This is a genomic window from Mesorhizobium humile, assembly GCF_033977215.1.
GTDB lineage: Bacteria > Pseudomonadota > Alphaproteobacteria > Rhizobiales > Rhizobiaceae > Mesorhizobium > Mesorhizobium humile.
In genome coordinates this window covers 61,595-78,126 of the sequence record NZ_JAVIIV010000012.1, presented here as the reverse complement: position 1 = coordinate 78,126, position 16,532 = coordinate 61,595, and the positions used below count along the sequence as shown (strand labels likewise).

Here is a 16,532-nt window from a genome sequence, read left to right as displayed (position 1 = left end):
CCGCCCCCGCGTTCCGATAGGATGTCAAAGGATCAAGCCGCGATGCCGAGCGCGCTCTCGAACAGCGCCCGTCCGTCATTGCCGCCATGCGCGGCCTCGATCAGGTTTTCGGGATGCGGCATCAGGCCGAGCACGTTGCCCTTGTCGTTGACGATGCCGGCAATGTCGTTGATCGAGCCGTTGGGATTGGTGCCGTCCGCATAGCGGAACACCACCTGGCCTTCGCCTTCGAGGCGGGCGAGCGTCTCGGCATCGGCGAAGTAGTTGCCGTCGTGATGCGCCACCGGCGAGCGGATGATCTGTCCCGGCTGGTAGCGGCGGGTGAACATGGTGTTGGCGTTGGCGATCTCGAGCTTCACCTGACGGCAGACGAACTTCAGCGACGCATTGCGCATCAGGGCGCCGGGCAGCAGCCCGGCCTCGACCAGGATCTGGAAGCCGTTGCAGACGCCGATGACGGTGACGCCCTTGGCGGCCTTTTCGGCGACCGCCCGCATCACCGGCATGCGCGCCGCGATCGCGCCGCAGCGCAGATAATCGCCGAAGGAGAAGCCGCCGGGGATGGCGATCAGGTCGACATCGGGGATTTCCGTGTCGGTCTGCCAGACGGTCGCCGGCGCCTGGCCGGAAATCTTGGTCAGCGCCGCGATCATGTCGCGGTCGCGGTTGAGGCCAGGCAGGAGGACGACGGCTGATTTCATTTTGGTTCGAAAGGCCTCTGATTTTCGGCAAGTTCCCGCAAGTCGAGACGGCGGTCTATGCGTTCGAGTCGCTCGTCCTGACGGCCAAGAATACCATAGATGTTATGGATATCACTCTGCGTGGCCACCATGTGACCTCGCATCACGTTCAACTCACGCTTGGCTTCGGACACATCCTGGCGAAGTTCGCCGATTTCGTGATGGACCCGTTTCAACAGCTCGAACATCAATTCGTTCGTGGCTTCCGGCATTGTGCCTCCGCTACAACCTCAGGTTATAGCAACACTATAATTCTCAATCACCGTGTTCGCCAGAAGCTTGTCGCACATGGCTTTCAGGTCGGCCTCGGCCTTGGCTTTGTCGGCCCCGGCGAGCTCGATGTCGAACACCTTGCCCTGGCGCACCTGGCCGACGCCGTCGAAGCCCAGTCCGGAGAGCGCATGCTCGATCGCCTTGCCCTGCGGGTCGAGAACGCCGTTCTTGAGGGTCACGGTGATACGGGCTTTCATCGATACTCCTGGGCAGACAGTCGTTTGGGAAAAAGGCCTGCCGTGTCCGGCAGGCCCGTCAATATTAGTGCTTCAGACCTTTGGGCGCCTCGGAAGAGGCAACGAGCACCGGACCCGTCGGGCGCGGCGGCTCGTTCTCGTTGATGATGCCGAGACGGCGGGCAACTTCCTGATACGCCTCGACCAGGCCGCCCATATCGCGGCGGAAGCGGTCCTTGTCGAGCTTGTCCTGGGTGGCGACATCCCACAGCCGGCAGGAATCGGGCGAGATCTCGTCGGCGACGACGATGCGCATCATGTCGCCCTCGAACAGGCGGCCGCATTCGATCTTGAAGTCGACGAGCTGGATGCCGACGCCGAGGAACAGGCCGGACAGGAAGTCGTTGACGCGGATGGCCAGGGCCATGATGTCGTCGATTTCTTGCGGGCTGGCCCAGCCGAAGGCGGTGATGTGCTCTTCCGACACCATCGGGTCGTCGAGCGCGTCGGCCTTGTAGTAGAATTCGATGATCGAGCGCGGCAGCACCGTGCCTTCCTCGATGCCGAGGCGCTTGGACAGCGAGCCGGCGGCGACGTTGCGCACGACGACCTCGAGCGGGATGATCTCGACTTCCTTGATCAGCTGCTCGCGCATGTTGAGCCGGCGGATGAAGTGGGTCGGGATGCCCATCCGGTTCAAGTGGTTGAAGATGTGCTCGGAAATGCGGTTGTTGAGCACGCCCTTGCCATCGACAACTTCGTGCTTCTTCTTGTTGAAGGCGGTGGCATCGTCCTTGAAAAACTGGATCAGCGTCCCCGGCTCAGGTCCTTCATAGAGGATCTTGGCCTTGCCTTCGTAAATGCGGCGGCGATTTTTCATCTGATTTTTCTCTGGATCTGCGGGCAGGCGGCGAGTGACCAGTTCCTGTCCGTCTGCCTAAATTAGTATGGCGAAGGCGGCGTTCAATGCCGGTGTTATCGCAATCGTCTTGTTTGCTCAATCGGCAAATCCCGCGAATCAACCGCTTTCGGGACTGAAATGCCGCAGCGCAGCATGCGACGAAGCATATTGACCGGCCCGCGGCCTTTTGGTTTGTGCTTGCCCAACACACATATACACCGCCAAGCGAATCGGATTGATCGGAGGGACGCCATGAGCAGCATGAAAGACCGCGAAGAGGGTTTTGAGCGCAAATTCGCCTTCGACGAGGAACTTCGCTTCAAGGCTGCGGCGCGGCGCAACAAGGCGCTTGGCCTGTGGGCCGCCGAGAAACTGGGCAAATCCGGCGCCGATGCCGAGGCCTATGCCAAGGAAGTGGTGGTCTCCGATATCGAGGAAGCGGGCGACCACGATGTCTTCCGCAAGATCCGCCAGGATTTCGACGCCGCCGGCGTCAACCAGTCCGATCATCAGATCCGTCGCACCATGGATGAGCTGATGGCGCAGGCGATCGAGCAGATCAAGAACACCTGAGGCTGCACGGGCATGATGTCGCCGGAAAACCGCTTCACGCTTTTCCTGGAATTGCTCTGACTGGACCAATCGACCGCCCGGCCAAGCCGGGCGGTTTTTCTTTGCGTTGGCGTGGTTTCCGACCGAAACTGCGGATTGTTAACAAGGAAAGTTCCGATGTCGCTCAAGTCCCGCCTGGCCGCCGACGAAACGCTGTTCACCGCTTGGTCGGGCGTGCCGGACGCGCTGACGGTCGAAATCATCGCCAAGCAGGGTTTTGACGCCGTCACCCTCGACATGCAGCATGGCGGCCACCACGAGGACAGCGTGCTGCGCGGGCTGGTGCCGGTGCTGGCCGCCAACAAGCCGGCGCTGGTGCGCATTCCGGTCGGACGCTTCGACATGGCGAGCCGCGCGCTTGATTTCGGCGCCGAGGCGGTGATCGCGCCGATGGTGAACTCCGTGGCCGATGCCAGGCAGTTCGCCGCGGCGATGAAATACCCGCCGCTGGGCGAGCGCTCCTGGGGCCCGACCTATGCCTTCCCGCGCCACGGCAAGGGCGACCATGCCGAATGGTTGCGCGATTCCAACCAGCGCACCATGGCTTTCGCGATGGTCGAGACACGGGCGGCATTCGAGGCGCTGGACGGCATTCTGGACACGCCCGGCATCGACGGCATCTTCGTCGGTCCGTCGGATTTCTCGATCGCCTGGTCGAACGGCACCACCATCAATTCGACGCTGGAAAGCATGATGGAGACGGTCGCGTCGATCGCCGAGCGGACGCGCAAGGCCGGAAAGCATGCCGCGATCTACGTCATCGAACCGACAATCGCCGGCCGCGTCGTGTCGATGGGCTACCGGCTTTTAGCCATGGGCTCGGATCACACGCTGATCTCGCTTGGCGCCAAGACGCTGCTGAAGAGCATGCGGGATTCCATAGGAAGCTGAACGCGGCCTACGGCTGCTTCAATTCCGTCAGGAACTTGGCGAAAGTCATCGAACCCTCAGGCCATGGGCCGAAGCCGGCGTCGTGGTTGAGATGGCCGGCCTCGCCGGCGTCGATGAAGAGCGATCCCCAGGCGGCGGCAATGTCCTCGGCGACCTCGAAGGCGCAGAACGGATCGTTGCGGCTGGCGATCACGATGGACGGAAAGGGCAGGGGATCGCGCGAATAAGGGCCGAAGGTCATCAGATGTTTCGGCCTGATTTCCGGATTGGAGACATCCGGCGGCGCGACGAAGAAGGCGCCGGCAATCGGCTTCTTGAATTGCGGGATGGCCTGCACCGCAGCCGCGACGCCTAGCGAGTGCGCGACGAGAACCACCGGCCGCTCGGCCTCGTTGACGGCGCTCGCAACGCTCGCCGTCCAGTCCTCGCGCACGGGCTTGGTCCATTCCGCCTGCTCGACCCGGCGGGCCGTCGACAGCTTCGACTGCCAGCGGGTCTGCCAGTGCTCGGGACCGGAATTGGTATAGCCCGGCACGATCAGAATATCTGCGTCTTTGACTTTCATGGCGCCGATGTAGCGAGCGTCCTTCTTGGCTGCAACCCTGTCGGAAAATTCGGAGTGATCACAATTGTGAACAACCTGTTCGATTCTTGCTGTCTTGTGTGAACGATCGCAATCGACGATTTGGAAGGAGAAGAAGGAACAATTGCTGGTGGCCAGGAAAATCCCCATGTTGGGATCAGGCGCCGCCCGAACGGAGAGTTTGATGAGCGAACTGCCTTTTGCCGCGACCACCCCGGTCAGCGTTTCGCGTGTCGGGCTGAAGGCGCGCGACGCCGAGAGCCTGGCCGCCTATTACCGCGCCGTTGTCGGCCTGCAGGAACTGAGCCGTGCCGACGGTGCGATCGCGCTTGGTGCCGCCAACCGGCCGCTGCTGGTGTTGGAGCCGGATGCTTCGGCCAAGCCTGACGATCCACGCAGCGCCGGGCTTTTCCACACGGCTTTCCTTTTGCCGTCGCGGGCGGATCTCGGCCGCTGGATCAGCCACGCCGCCGCCAACCGCATCGGTATCGAGGGCGCATCAGACCATCTGGTCAGCGAAGCGCTCTATCTGACCGATCCGGAGGGCAACGGCATCGAGATCTATGCCGACCGCCGCCCGCAGGACTGGAAGTGGAACGGCGACAAGATCGCCATGGCGACCGAGCGGCTGAACCTGCCGGCGGTTGTCGGCAGTGTGCCGGCGGGTGATGCCGGCTGGCAGGGCGCGCCGGAAAACACCATTGTCGGCCATGTGCATCTGCGCGTCGGCCGGCCGGAAGATGCGGAGGCCTGGTGGCATGACCAGTTCGGCTTCGACACCGTCGCCAAATATGGCGGCCAGGCGGTGTTCCTGTCGTCCGGCCATTACCATCATCACATCGGCGCCAATGCCTGGCAGAGCGCCGGCGCCGGCCGCCGCGATCCGTCCCGCTCGGGCCTCGCCTGGGTCGAGATGCGTTCGGACAATGCGAAGGCCGAGACGAGCCGTGAGGATCCGTGGGGCACGGTGATCAGGACGGTGCCTGGGAAGGCGTAACAGAGGGCTGCGCCTAGCTGGAGCACCCCTCATCCGTCTCGGCGCTGTCGCGCCGATCCACCTTCTCCCACAAGGGGAGAAGGGAAGGCCGCGCCAGCGCTACCGCTAATTGCAAGCGTCGGTGATTTGCGGAGACGTAGTGCCAAACTCCCCCTTCTCCCCCTGTGGGAGAAGGTGGCTTGTCGTGAAACGACAAGACGGATGAGGGGTGTTCCAGCTTGGCGCTGGCGGGCAACTCTTACCCGACCTTAAGCCTCTCCGAACACCCGCCTGAAGATCGTGTTGACATGCTTGGTGTGGTAGCCGAGGTCGAACTTTTCGCGGATTTCGGCTTCGGGCAGGGCCGCCGTCACGTCCTTGTCGGCAAGCAGTTCCTCGAGGAAATCGGCGCCGTGCTCCCAGACCTTCATGGCGTTGCGCTGCACCAGCCGATAAGCGTCCTCGCGTGACAGGCCGGCCTGGGTCAGCGCCAGGAGCACGCGCTGCGAATGCACCAGCCCGCGGAACTTGTTGAGGTTCTTCTCCATGTTCTCGGGGTAGACGAGCAGCTTGTCGACGACGCCGGTCAGGCGCGCCAGCGCGAAGTCCAGCGTCACCGTCGCATCCGGCCCGATCATGCGCTCGACCGAGGAATGCGAAATGTCGCGCTCGTGCCAGAGCGCCACGTCTTCCATCGCCGGCATGGCGTAGGCGCGCACCATGCGGGCGAGGCCGGTGAGGTTCTCGGTCAGCACCGGGTTGCGCTTGTGCGGCATCGCCGACGAGCCCTTCTGCCCCGGCGAGAAATACTCTTCCGCTTCCAGCACCTCGGTGCGCTGCAGGTGGCGGATCTCGATGGCGAGGCGTTCGACCGACGAGGCGATAACACCGAGCGTCGCAAAGAACATGGCGTGGCGGTCTCGCGGGATGACCTGGGTCGACACCGGCTCCGGCTTCAGCCCGAGCTTTGCCGCCACATGCTCTTCGACATAGGGCTCGATGTTGGCGAAGGTGCCGACGGCGCCGGAAATGGCGCAGGTGGCGATATCCTCGCGCGCGTGCACCAGTCGCTCGCGGCAGCGCGAGAACTCGGCATAGGCCTGCGCTAGCTTGACGCCGAAGGTGGTCGGCTCGGCATGGATGCCGTGGCTGCGGCCAATGGTGACGGTGTCCTTGTGCTCGAAGGCGCGGCGCTTCAGCGCCGCCAGCAGGCCGTCGATGTCGGCAAGCAGGATGTCGCTGGCCCGCGTCAACTGCACGGCAAGGCAAGTGTCGAGCACGTCCGACGACGTCATGCCCTGGTGGATGAAGCGGGCATCCGGTCCGACGAATTCGGCGAGATGGGTCAGGAATGCGATGACGTCATGCTTGGTGACGCGTTCGATCTCGTCGATCTTGGCGACGTCGAATTTGGCGGCGCCGCCTTTTTCCCAGATGGTCCTTGCCGCTTCCTTCGGGATGACGCCCAACTCCGCCAGCGCATCGCAGGCGTGCGCCTCGATCTCGAACCAGATGCGGAAGCGGATTTCGGGCGACCAGATGGCGACCATTTCCGGCCGGGAATAGCGAGGGATCATTCGTTTTTTAAGTCCTGCCTAGATAAGCGCTGGCCGCGTCCTAACAGAGGCGGGCCCGATGCTCAACGTCGCTGCCGCGTAAACCAGATGCTGACCCCGACAAGCGCCGCAAAACCCAGCGGAAAATAGAGCCGAACGCCAAGCACCACGAACTGGTAGAGCGCGGTCAGCATGGTGAAGGCGAATTCGAATGCCCAAGTCAGCGTGAATGCCGGCGCATGCCACTCGGCATAATAGGAGCGATATTGCAGCGCGAACAGGCCGCCGGTGAAGGCGAGCGTTGCCGCCAGAAGCCACACGAATGCCGCGGCGAAGGCTGTTTCCCATTGACGGCCGCGAGAAGCCAGCCTGGCCAGCGTCAACCCAACCGGAAACGCAAGCATTCCGCCAAGAACATAAAGCAGCGCGACGAAACGGATTCTGTCAGGTGTCTCCCAGCCGGCCAGCAGAAGGCTTGCCAGCGCGCTCGCACCCATGGCGGCGCCCCAGAGCAAAGTTCCGACAACAGCCTCGCTTGCCGACGGAACGGCGGCATGCAACCGGTCCGTGACACCGCGGCGCAAGGGAACCTGCTGCAGCGGCGTCATGAGCGGCGAGCTCTGTCGCGCGTCTGGTGACCGGGCAGGCTGGGCGTCATCGGCATGACATCTGTCTCATGGACGTCATGCCTATCACGCCAGGGTGAACGAGACGTGCCGCGCGATGCATCCAATCCGGCGTTCATTTGTTATTGTCGGCCGCCTCGCATCCGAAAGGGCAAATCGCCATCCAGCGGAGAACCAGCATGAGCACCAACATCAGCAAGATACGCGAACAAATGGAAGTGATCGGCGCCGACGGCGTCCATATCGGTACCGTCGACAAGGTCGAGGGCGACCGGATCAAGCTGACCAAGGCCGACAGCGGCATGGGCTCGCACAAGGGCCATCACCACTACATTTCGCTTGCGCTTGTCGCGGAGATCGACGGGCAGAAGGTATGGCTCTCCGCGAATTCGGATGTCGCCGTCACCTTCGAGGAAGAGAAATCCGATCCGACCTGATCTTTGTTTTTTGCGCAATTCCGGATGAAATCTTTTCTGGAATTGCGTCAGTCAACGAGAAGACCACACGGGAAACAAGTCGCCGTCGGCGGGTGTCGCGGCGTGGACGCCGCGGCTGATCGCGCGTGCCATGGTCGCGCCGGCCGCCGCGAACAGATCGATCGCGGCATCGGCGCCGAGCTCGATGCCGCTCCTGCCTGTCGCCAGCGCAAACACCAGATCGCCGTCCGCCGGCGTATGCGTCGGCCAGATGGCGCGGGCGAAGCCGTCATGCGCCGAAATAGCCAGCCGCTTGGCCGCGGCCTTGGTCAGCACGGCGTCCGTGGCGATGACGGCGATGGTGGTGCTGCCGGCTTCCTCATGTCCGCCGACGCGCCTGTCGCGGTATTTCAGCAGGATCTTCCTGGCGTCTTCGGGCAGTGGATCGGGATAACCCAGCCCGCCGAACTCGTCGCCGATTTCGAAGGGTGCCGCCCAGAAATGGCGGCCGCGGCCGACCGTCACCGAGCCGGTGGGGTTGACGGCGGCAAGCGCGCCGATGGTGACGCCGCTGTCGAGCACGGTCGAGGCCGAACCCAGACCGCCTTTCAGCCCGGAGGTCAGCGCGCCGGTGCCGGCGCCAGCCGTGCCGATTTCGAAATCCACTGTCGCCGCCTGCACGGCCTCATAGCCGAGCTCGCGATAGGGCGGATAACGGCCCCAATCCTTGTCACCGCCATTGCGCAGGTCGAACAGGATCGCGGCCGGCACGATCGGCACGCGGAAGCCGCCCACCTCGACGCCGATGTTCTTCTCGCGCAGTGCCGCCTGCACGCCGGAGGCTGCGTCGAGGCCGAAGGCGGAGCCGCCGGACACGACGACGGCGTGGATCGTCGCGATCGAATTCTGGGGCTCGAGCAGGTCTGTCTCGCGCGTGCCCGGCGCGCCGCCAAGCACCTGGAAACCGGCCACGGCAGGCTCATCGCACAGCACAACCGTGACCCCGGATTTCAGCCTGGCGTCGGCGGCATTGCCGACGCTGAGGCCGGCAACGTCGGTGATCAGGTTGCGCGGCCCGGTGCGGAACATCACTTGTCCTCCAGCGGTACGAAATGCGCGCCGTCGAAGCGGAAGACGCGGAACGGGTTCTGGCCGAGATCGCCCTTGTCGTCGAAGCGAATGGTGCCGATCGCGGTGGTGAAATCATGGCCGCTGAGCGCCTGGCCAAGCGGCTGGCCGGAGCTTTCCGCGCCGGTCAGCGCGACCTTGGCAACCTCGACCGCCGCATAGGCCGGCAGCGTGTAGCCGTCCGGCACGACGTTCTTCGCGGCGAAAGCCTGCATCACCTTGGGATCGGCGACCTCCGACCATTCCGGTGGGGCGACCATCAGCGTGCCGACGGCGTAGGGCACATCGCCCGGCGGCGTGCGCAGGTTCTCGCCGCCGGCAAAGGTGATGCCGGCATCGAGCTGCGCGGCGTCGCGGCCCATGATCGCGATGTCGTCGCCGTCGCCGCCGGCGAACACCTTTGTCGCGCCGGCCTTCTTCAGCCGGCCGACCAGCCCGATCTGGTTGTCGAGCTGCGGCCGGAACGTGTCGACGAAGACGGGTTTCAGCGCCGCCTGCTCGGCCGCGGCGCGAAACGTCTCGGCCATCTCGCGGCCATAGATGGTGCCGTCATCGATGATGGCGAACAGGTCGTCGCGCCAGAGCTGCGTGAGGTCGGCAGCGACCGCGTTGCGTTCGTCATCGCCGCGCGGCCCGAGCCGGTAGACTTGCCAGCCGGTCTTGGCGCGCCGGTCGGTCAGGCTTTCGGTGCGCACGCCGACCGTGATCACCGGTATGTTGGCATCCTTGAGGATCGGCAGCGCGGCCTCGATCGCCTCCGTGCAGAGGAAGCCCACCACGACGTTGACCTTGGCGTCGACGAATTCCCTTGCCGCCGCGGCGCCGCCATCTGCGGTGCAGGCATCGTCGATGGCCTTGATCGAGATGCCGTTCGCCTCGGCCGCCAGACCGGCGCCGACCTCGATTTGCTTGCCGAGGATCGCCGACGGGCCGGAAAGCGGCGCGGCGACGCCGACCAGCGTCTCGGCGTCGGCGCTCGCGGCCAGCGACAGCAAGAGCAGCGCGGCTGATGTCGTCGTGAGAAGACGCATTCGGGCTAAGAGATCCTCCATGCCGGGAATACAGTCCCGGCACTATTTCAAGAAATGCCTAAAGGCTGGCTAAGCGCCGCGCAACACGCGAATTTGCGGATTGCAGTCAAGCACTTCGCTCGTGCTATGCAACTTGTGGCGTGCAATATGCCGCCATATATAACGAACTGGTTCCGACAGGTGGATTATCGGGTGCTGAAGATCAATGATATCGGGCCGCAGCACTATCGCGATGCGATGGCGCATTTTGCCGGCCATGTGCATGTGGTGACGACGGACGGGCCCGGCGGCAAAAGAGGCGCGACGGTGATCGCCGCCTGTTCGGTCTCGGACACGCCGCCGACAGTGCTGATCTGTCTCAACCGCGAGAACGCCAAGAACGAGGCGTTCGTCAAGAACGGCAAGTTCGCGTTGAACACGCTGGCCTCGGACCAGGAAGCGGTCTCGGTCGGCTTTTCCGGCGTCACCGGCCTGCCGGCGGAGGAGCGCTTCGCGCTTGCCGAATGGGATGTGATCTCGACCGGCGCGCCAACGCTGAAGGGCGCCCTTGCCGTGTTCGACTGCGAGATCATCGATGCCAAGGACCTTGCCACCCACCGTGTGCTTTTTGGCAAGGTGACAGGTCTGCGCATCGGCGATAATTTGCGACCGCTGATCTACCACAACCGCGGCTACCATTTTCTTTGAAACGGCCATTTTCCTGAAACGGATTGGCGGGATCCACGGAGACAAGATGACCGCGCCGCGCCCCGCGCCGAAATCGATCGACGAAACGCTCGATCTTTTGACCGGCGCGGACTATGTCGCCGACCGCTCGCTGGCGACGGTGCTGTTTTTATCGCTGCGCATGAAGCGGCCGCTGTTCCTCGAAGGCGAGGCGGGCGTCGGCAAGACCGAGATCGCCAAGGTGCTGGCCGACGCGCTCGGCCGCCGGCTGATCCGCCTGCAATGCTATGAGGGGCTCGACGTCTCCTCGGCCGTCTATGAGTGGAATTATGCCGCGCAGATGATCGAGATCCGCATGGAGGAGGCGGCAGGCAAGGTCGTGCGCTCCGACATGGAGCGCAACGTCTTTTCCGAGAAATACCTGATCCGCCGTCCGGTGCTCGATGCGCTGACCGGCAAGGCGGGTGCGGCGCCGGTGTTCCTGATCGACGAGCTGGACCGTACGGACGAAGCGTTCGAGGCGTTCTTGCTCGAGATCCTGTCGGACTTCCAGGTGACTGTCCCGGAGCTCGGCACGATCAAGGCGGAAGAGCCACCGATCGTCATCATCACCACCAACCGCACGCGTGAGATCCATGACGCGCTGAAGCGTCGCTGCCTCTATCATTGGGTCGACTACCCGAATGCCGAGCGTGAGCTGGAGATTGTGCGCCGCAAGGTGCCGCAGGCGAACCGCCGGCTGTCGGCGGAGGTCGTGTCCTTCATCCAGAAGCTGCGCCAGGTCGAGCTGTTCAAGGCGCCGGGTGTCGCCGAAACCATCGATTGGGCCGGCGCGCTGACCGAACTCGACAAGGTGGCGCTCGATCCGGAAACCGTATCCGATACGATTGGCGTGCTTTTGAAATACCAGGACGATATCGCCCGTATCGGCGAAGGCGAGGGCCGGCGCATCCTCAATGAGGTGAAGGCCGAGCTTTCGGCGGCGGAGTAGCCGCGGTGCCGTCGCCGCGTCCGGAACCCAGAGAAGCGACGCCGGACGGGCGCATCGCCGACAACATCGTCTATTTCGCCCGAGCGCTGCGCAAGGCCGGCATGCGCGTCGGCCCGGCCTCGGTGAAGGACGCTATCGAAGCGGTGCTCGCCGCAGGCATAGGCTCGCGCGACGATTTCTACTGGACGCTGCATGCGGTGCTCGTCTCGCGGCACGAGGATCATCCCGTCTTCGACGAGGCCTTCCGCCTGTTCTGGAAATCGCGCGAACTGATCGAGAAATTGCTGGCGATGTTTTCGCCGGTCGCGCCGGACAACGCTGAAAAGCAGAAGCCACGGGCGGCCGAGAACCGCGTCAGCCAGGCGATGTTCGAAGGCCACCAGAAAAACCAGCCGGTCCGGGAAGTGCCGGAAATCGAGGTCGACGCGCGCCTCACTTTTTCCGGCAACGAGGTGCTGCGCGGCAAGGATTTCGCGCAGATGGATGCGGCCGAGATGGCCAAAGCCAAAAAGGCGATCGCGGCCTTGCGCCTGCCATTCGATCTGATCCGCACGCGGCGCTTCAATCCCGACGCTCAGGGGCGCCGCATCGATCCGCGCGCCATGATGCGCTCGGCCGCCCGCACCGGCGGTGAGCTTATCCTGCCAAAATTCCGGTCGCCGCGCGAAGTGCATCCGCCGCTGGTCGTGCTGGCCGACATTTCCGGCTCGATGAGCCAGTACACGCGCATCTTCCTGCATTTCCTGCACGCGTTGACGGAAAAGCGCCGCCGCGTGCATGCTTTCGTCTTCGGCACGCGGCTGACCAATTTGACCCGCCAGATGCGCCATCGCGATCCCGACGAGGCGCTGGCCGAATGCTCGGCGGCGGTGAAGGACTGGTCGGGCGGCACCCGCATCGGCGACACGCTAGCCGAGTTCAACCGGCTGTGGTCGCGGCGCGTGCTCGGGCAAGGCGCCGTGGTGCTTCTCATCACCGATGGGCTCGAGCGCGATGACGTCACCGGCCTCTCGGAGGAGATGGAGCGGCTGCACAAATCCTGCCGGCGGCTGGTCTGGCTCAATCCGCTGTTGCGCTTCGACGGCTTCGAGGCGCGCGCCCGGGGCGTCAAGGCGATGCTGCCGCATGTCGACGAGTTCCGGGCGGTGCACAATCTCGATGCGCTGGCCGATCTTTGCGCCTCGCTCGACCAGCGGCCGGCGGCTTCGGTCGATCCGCGCCACTGGCTGCAAACTGGCGCGAGGCAGGCCGCGTAGCCATATGTCCCGCAGCCATATATTTCTGAGGATGTTCCTCGTGAGGGAAACTAAAGTTTCCGTAGGGAAAACCAAAATTTCCCTCGAAAAACAGACTTTGTGAGAAGCGACGATGGATGAGAGCATTTATCTCGATGAAGCCCGCGATCCCCTGATCATCGCGGAAGGCTGGATGAAGGACGGCAAGGATGTCGCCATCGCGACCGTGGTCGAGACCTGGGGTTCGGCGCCACGTCCGGTCGGCAGCCACCTGGTCATCGACGCCGAGGGGAATTTCCATGGCTCGGTCTCCGGCGGCTGCGTCGAGGGCGCCGTGGTGACCGAGGCGATCGACGTCATCGGCTCGGGCAAGGCCAGGATGCTGGAGTTCGGCGTCGCCGACGAGACCGCCTGGCAGGTCGGCCTTTCCTGCGGCGGCCGCATCAAGGTCTATGTCGAAAGGCTGGGCTGACCATCGTGGATCCGTATGTCCTGAAGACACTCAACGAAGAGCGCCGCGCCCGGCGGGCCGCGGTGCTCGTCACCGACCTTGGCGACGGCCGCGACCGCATCGTGCGCGAGGGCGACCATGTTGCGGGCGATCTCGGGGCGGCAATCGCCAATGCGTTCCGCACCGGCAATTCGCGGTCGGTGGAGGCGGAGGGGCGGAGCTTCTTTCTCAATGCCCATCTGCCGCGCCCGCGCCTCGTGGTGATCGGCGCGGTGCACATCAGCCAGGCGCTGGCGCCGATGGCCAGGATCGCCGGCTATCCCGTCGAGATCATCGACCCGCGTACCGCCTTCGCCACCCCGGAACGCTTTCCCGACGTCGCGTTGCATGCCGAATGGCCGGAAGATGTGCTGAAGCGCGCGCCGCTCGACAGCTACACCGCGCTTGCCGCCGTGACCCATGACCCGAAGATCGACGATTTCGCGCTGAAGGCGGCGCTCGATGCGCGGTGCTTCTATGTCGGAGCCCTCGGCAGCCGCAAGACCCACGCCAAGCGCGTCGAACGCCTGCTGGCGCTCGGTGCCGGCGCTGACCAGATCGCCCGCATCCACGCGCCGATCGGTCTCGATATCGGCGCCGCCAGTCCGGCTGAGATCGCGGTCGCCGTGCTTGCGCAGACGATCCACGCCTTCCGCTCGCGCGGTCTCGAAGCAAAAGGCGCCGTGGCGTGAAATTCGGACCGGTTCCGATCGATGAGGCGGAAGGGGCAGTGCTGGCGCACGCGACCGCCGCCGGTGAAAAACGGTTCCGCAAGGCACACCGCCTGAGCCGTGAGGACATCGCGGCGCTCAAAGCCGCGGGCGTGGCCGAAGTCGTCGCCGCGGTGCTTGCGGAGGACGATCTCGGCGAGGATGCCGCCGCCGCGAGGATCGCCGCCGCCATGAGCCACCGCAACATCGAGGTGAAGCCGGCCGCGACCGGACGGGTGAACCTGCATGCAGGGGCCTCCGGCGTCTTTACCGTCGACGCCGGGATGATCGACGCCATCAATGCCGTCGATCCGGCCATCACCATCGCGACGCTGCCGCAGCACGCGCCGGTCGAGAAGGGCCAGATGGTTGCGACGGTGAAGATCATCCCCTTTGCCGTCGCCGCAAGCCTGGTGGATAGCGTGGCGAGGATCTGCGCCGGCCGCGAGATCTTTGCCGTCAATGCCTATCGCCCCGTCACTGTCGGCGTCATCCAGACGGTGCTTCCCGGCATCAAGCCGAGCGTGCTCGACAAGACGCTGCGCGTCACCGAGGCGCGGCTGGCGCGCTCCGGCGGCCGGCTGACGGCCGAGCGGCGCACGCCGCATGAGGTTGCGCCCGTGGCGGCGGCCGCGACGGCGCTGGCGCGCGACAACGACATGGTGGTGATCTTCGGGGCATCGGCGATGAGCGACTTCGCCGATGTCGTGCCGGCCGCGATCGAGCGCGCAGGCGGTACCGTCGTTCGCGCGGGCATGCCGGTCGATCCCGGCAACCTGCTGGTGCTCGGAACGCTCGACGGCAAGCGCGTCGTCGGCGCGCCGGGCTGCGCGCGCAGCCCGAAGGAGAACGGCTTCGACTGGGTGCTCGATCGCCTGGTTGCCGGGCTCGAGGTCACCGCGGGCGATATTGCCGGCATGGGCGTCGGCGGGCTGTTGATGGAAATCCCGACCAGGCCGCAGCCGCGCGAGCCGGCGCCGCAGCCGGCAAGATCGGCGCTGAAAGTCGATATCGTGCTTCTGGCTGCCGGCCGTTCGAGCCGCATGGGCGGCCCGAACAAGCTGCTGGCGCTGTTCGACGGCGAGCCGCTGGTGCGGCGCACCGCCGGGCGGGCGCTGGGCTCGAAGGCCGCCGGCACCATTGTCGTCACCGGCCATCAGCGTGAGCGCGTGCGTTCGGCGCTTGGCGGACTCGAGGTGAAACTCGCCGACAATCCCGATTTCGCCGACGGTCTTGCCTCGTCGTTGAAGGCGGGTATCGCGAAGGTCGCGCCCGACGCGGCAGGCGCCATGATCGTGCTTGGCGACATGCCAGGCGTTTCGTCGAAAGATCTCGACAGTCTGATCGATGCGTTTCGCCGCTCCGGTGGTCACGCCGTGGTGCGCGCCTCGCACCAGGGCAAGCGCGGCAATCCGGTGCTTTTGCCGCGATCGCTCTTCGCGGCCGTCGCGCAACTCGAGGGCGATACAGGCGCGCGCCACCTGGTCGAGGCCGAGGGGCTCGACGTCATCGATGTCGAGATCGGGCAGGGCGCCTCAATCGATGTGGACACGCGCGAGGCGCTGGAAGGGGCGGGCGGCGTTCTGCAGGATTGACAAAGCCGAGCCGAATTTCGCATGGCTCTCGGCATGTCTTTCCGTTTCCGGCTTTTCTTCGCCCTGATCTGCGCGACGGCGCTTTCCCTCTCCGCTGCCGAGGGGCAGACGCTTTCGCTGAAGCCGTTCAAGGACGAGCTCTTCGCCTATCCGCCAGCGCTCTCGACCGGCGACAATGGCGCCTATACCGTGCTGGACTATCACGAGATGCGCGACATCAACCAGCGCGACGAGGTGCCGGAAAGGCGCGTGCGTGCGCAATACACCGACCCGGGTGTGCGCAAGGTGCAGCAGGACCTCATGCTGAAGACCGATGCCGGCGATATCAGGCATGTCGCGGTCGGCAGGACGGAAGGCGCTTCCATCATCGTGCTCTACCTGCACGGCCAGGGCGGCAGCCGTAAGCAAGGCGTCGACGACTTCACCTTCGGCGGCAATTTCAACCGCATCAAGAACCTGATGGCCGGCAATAATGGGCTCTATCTTTCGCCCGATTTCCCCGATTTCGGCGACAAGGGCGCGGCGCAGGTCGCGGCGCTCATCGATCACTATGCCCAACAATCGCCGGGCGCGAAAATTTTCGTCGCCTGCGGCTCTATGGGCGGCATGATCTGCTGGAAGCTGGCGGATCGAAAGGACACGGGCGGCCGCATCAACGGCCTGCTGCTGCTGGGTTCATTATGGGACGACAGCTTCCTCACCAGCCCGGCCTTCAAGCGCCGCGTCCCGGTGTTCTTCGGCCAAGGCAGCCATGACGTGGTCTTCCCGGTAGAGAAGCAGGAAGCCTTCTTTCGTTCGATCCTGGCCAGGAAGTCCTACCCGACCCGCTTCGTACGCTTCGAGACCGGCACGCACGGCACGCCGATCCGCATGGTCGACTGGCGCGGCACGCTGAACTGGATGCTGACGAAGGCGCCCTGATCAGCGAATCCGTGT

Annotated in this window: 20 protein-coding genes; 11 read left to right on the top strand and 9 right to left on the bottom strand. The window is 64.6% G+C overall.

Features of this window, described 5'->3' with window-relative positions; genetic code table 11:
- Positions 1 to 32: 32 nt before the first annotated feature.
- From purQ to purC, 4 genes are all read right to left on the bottom strand, one after another.
- Positions 33 to 701, bottom strand: a complete 669-nt coding sequence (purQ, locus tag RFM52_RS18850) for a phosphoribosylformylglycinamidine synthase subunit PurQ (protein ID WP_320295854.1) — start codon at positions 699 to 701, stop codon at positions 33 to 35.
- On the bottom strand, positions 698 to 952 hold the full coding sequence (locus RFM52_RS18845; RefSeq protein ID WP_320295853.1) for a hypothetical protein: 255 nt from the start codon (positions 950 to 952) through the stop codon (positions 698 to 700). Before RFM52_RS18845 ends, purQ begins: the two co-directional genes overlap by 4 nt.
- Positions 953 to 970: 18 nt before the next feature.
- The gene (purS, locus tag RFM52_RS18840) at positions 971 to 1,210 is read right to left on the bottom strand and encodes a phosphoribosylformylglycinamidine synthase subunit PurS (RefSeq protein ID WP_320295852.1); all 240 of its coding nucleotides are present in this window, start codon (positions 1,208 to 1,210) and stop codon (positions 971 to 973) included.
- Between the two features lie 64 nt (positions 1,211 to 1,274).
- Entirely contained in the window at positions 1,275 to 2,069 is a 795-nt protein-coding gene (gene purC, locus RFM52_RS18835) for a phosphoribosylaminoimidazolesuccinocarboxamide synthase (RefSeq protein ID WP_040995384.1), read from the bottom strand.
- A 273-nt stretch (positions 2,070 to 2,342) separates the two neighbouring features.
- Here purC and RFM52_RS18830 point away from each other — a divergent pair, with 273 nt between their 5' ends.
- Both RFM52_RS18830 and RFM52_RS18825 read left to right on the top strand, forming a co-directional pair.
- Positions 2,343 to 2,663: a DUF1476 domain-containing protein gene (locus RFM52_RS18830; protein WP_320295851.1), complete on the top strand. Its 321-nt coding sequence runs from the start codon at positions 2,343 to 2,345 to the stop codon at positions 2,661 to 2,663.
- Positions 2,664 to 2,819: 156 nt separating this feature from the next.
- On the top strand, positions 2,820 to 3,593 hold the full coding sequence (locus RFM52_RS18825; protein WP_320295850.1) for an HpcH/HpaI aldolase family protein: 774 nt from the start codon (positions 2,820 to 2,822) through the stop codon (positions 3,591 to 3,593).
- Positions 3,594 to 3,600: 7 nt separating this feature from the next.
- Here RFM52_RS18825 and RFM52_RS18820 read toward each other — a convergent pair whose 3' ends face one another.
- Positions 3,601 to 4,158, bottom strand: a complete 558-nt coding sequence (locus RFM52_RS18820) for an RBBP9/YdeN family alpha/beta hydrolase (RefSeq protein WP_320295849.1) — start codon at positions 4,156 to 4,158, stop codon at positions 3,601 to 3,603.
- A gap of 202 nt (positions 4,159 to 4,360) precedes the next feature.
- On the opposite strand from RFM52_RS18820, the gene RFM52_RS18815 reads away from it, so the two are divergent.
- A complete protein-coding gene (locus RFM52_RS18815; RefSeq protein ID WP_320295848.1) occupies positions 4,361 to 5,173 on the top strand; it encodes a VOC family protein in 813 nt (270 codons plus the stop codon).
- 248 nt (positions 5,174 to 5,421) lie between these two features.
- Here RFM52_RS18815 and purB read toward each other — a convergent pair whose 3' ends face one another.
- Both purB and RFM52_RS18805 read right to left on the bottom strand, forming a co-directional pair.
- Positions 5,422 to 6,729 carry an adenylosuccinate lyase gene (gene purB, locus RFM52_RS18810; protein ID WP_320295847.1) on the bottom strand — a complete coding sequence of 436 codons (1,308 nt, stop codon included), beginning with the start codon at positions 6,727 to 6,729 and terminating at the stop codon, positions 5,422 to 5,424.
- Positions 6,730 to 6,791: 62 nt separating this feature from the next.
- Positions 6,792 to 7,316, bottom strand: a complete 525-nt coding sequence (locus RFM52_RS18805) for a hypothetical protein (RefSeq protein WP_320295846.1) — start codon at positions 7,314 to 7,316, stop codon at positions 6,792 to 6,794.
- Positions 7,317 to 7,513: 197 nt separating this feature from the next.
- Here RFM52_RS18805 and RFM52_RS18800 point away from each other — a divergent pair, with 197 nt between their 5' ends.
- Complete coding sequence (locus RFM52_RS18800; protein ID WP_320295845.1) at positions 7,514 to 7,771, top strand: DUF2171 domain-containing protein; 258 nt, start codon at positions 7,514 to 7,516, stop codon at positions 7,769 to 7,771.
- 51 nt (positions 7,772 to 7,822) lie between these two features.
- Here RFM52_RS18800 and RFM52_RS18795 read toward each other — a convergent pair whose 3' ends face one another.
- Positions 7,823 to 8,839, bottom strand: coding sequence for a P1 family peptidase (locus RFM52_RS18795; protein ID WP_320295844.1), 1,017 nt, complete (start codon positions 8,837 to 8,839; stop codon positions 7,823 to 7,825).
- Positions 8,839 to 9,909 carry a branched-chain amino acid ABC transporter substrate-binding protein gene (locus RFM52_RS18790; RefSeq protein WP_320295843.1) on the bottom strand — a complete coding sequence of 357 codons (1,071 nt, stop codon included), beginning with the start codon at positions 9,907 to 9,909 and terminating at the stop codon, positions 8,839 to 8,841. Before RFM52_RS18790 ends, RFM52_RS18795 begins: the two co-directional genes overlap by 1 nt.
- A gap of 192 nt (positions 9,910 to 10,101) precedes the next feature.
- On the opposite strand from RFM52_RS18790, the gene RFM52_RS18785 reads away from it, so the two are divergent.
- The 7 genes from RFM52_RS18785 to RFM52_RS18755 all read left to right on the top strand — a co-directional run bounded on the left by RFM52_RS18785 (position 10,102) and on the right by RFM52_RS18755 (position 16,517).
- Positions 10,102 to 10,596: a flavin reductase gene (locus tag RFM52_RS18785; protein WP_320295842.1), complete on the top strand. Its 495-nt coding sequence runs from the start codon at positions 10,102 to 10,104 to the stop codon at positions 10,594 to 10,596.
- A 46-nt stretch (positions 10,597 to 10,642) separates the two neighbouring features.
- Positions 10,643 to 11,566 (top strand): AAA family ATPase, encoded by a 924-nt coding sequence (locus RFM52_RS18780; protein WP_041008673.1) that lies wholly within the window; start codon positions 10,643 to 10,645, stop codon positions 11,564 to 11,566.
- Between the two features lie 5 nt (positions 11,567 to 11,571).
- The gene (locus RFM52_RS18775) at positions 11,572 to 12,822 is read left to right on the top strand and encodes a vWA domain-containing protein (protein ID WP_320295841.1); all 1,251 of its coding nucleotides are present in this window, start codon (positions 11,572 to 11,574) and stop codon (positions 12,820 to 12,822) included.
- A 112-nt stretch (positions 12,823 to 12,934) separates the two neighbouring features.
- Positions 12,935 to 13,273: an XdhC family protein gene (locus RFM52_RS18770; protein ID WP_042644561.1), complete on the top strand. Its 339-nt coding sequence runs from the start codon at positions 12,935 to 12,937 to the stop codon at positions 13,271 to 13,273.
- 5 nt (positions 13,274 to 13,278) lie between these two features.
- Positions 13,279 to 13,983: an XdhC family protein gene (locus RFM52_RS18765; protein WP_320295840.1), complete on the top strand. Its 705-nt coding sequence runs from the start codon at positions 13,279 to 13,281 to the stop codon at positions 13,981 to 13,983.
- Positions 13,980 to 15,596 carry a molybdopterin-binding/glycosyltransferase family 2 protein gene (locus RFM52_RS18760; RefSeq protein WP_320295839.1) on the top strand — a complete coding sequence of 539 codons (1,617 nt, stop codon included), beginning with the start codon at positions 13,980 to 13,982 and terminating at the stop codon, positions 15,594 to 15,596. The genes RFM52_RS18765 and RFM52_RS18760 overlap by 4 nt, the downstream gene beginning before the upstream one ends.
- A 33-nt stretch (positions 15,597 to 15,629) precedes the next feature.
- Positions 15,630 to 16,517 (top strand): alpha/beta hydrolase, encoded by an 888-nt coding sequence (locus tag RFM52_RS18755; RefSeq protein WP_320295838.1) that lies wholly within the window; start codon positions 15,630 to 15,632, stop codon positions 16,515 to 16,517.
- Positions 16,518 to 16,532: the final 15 nt, after the last annotated feature.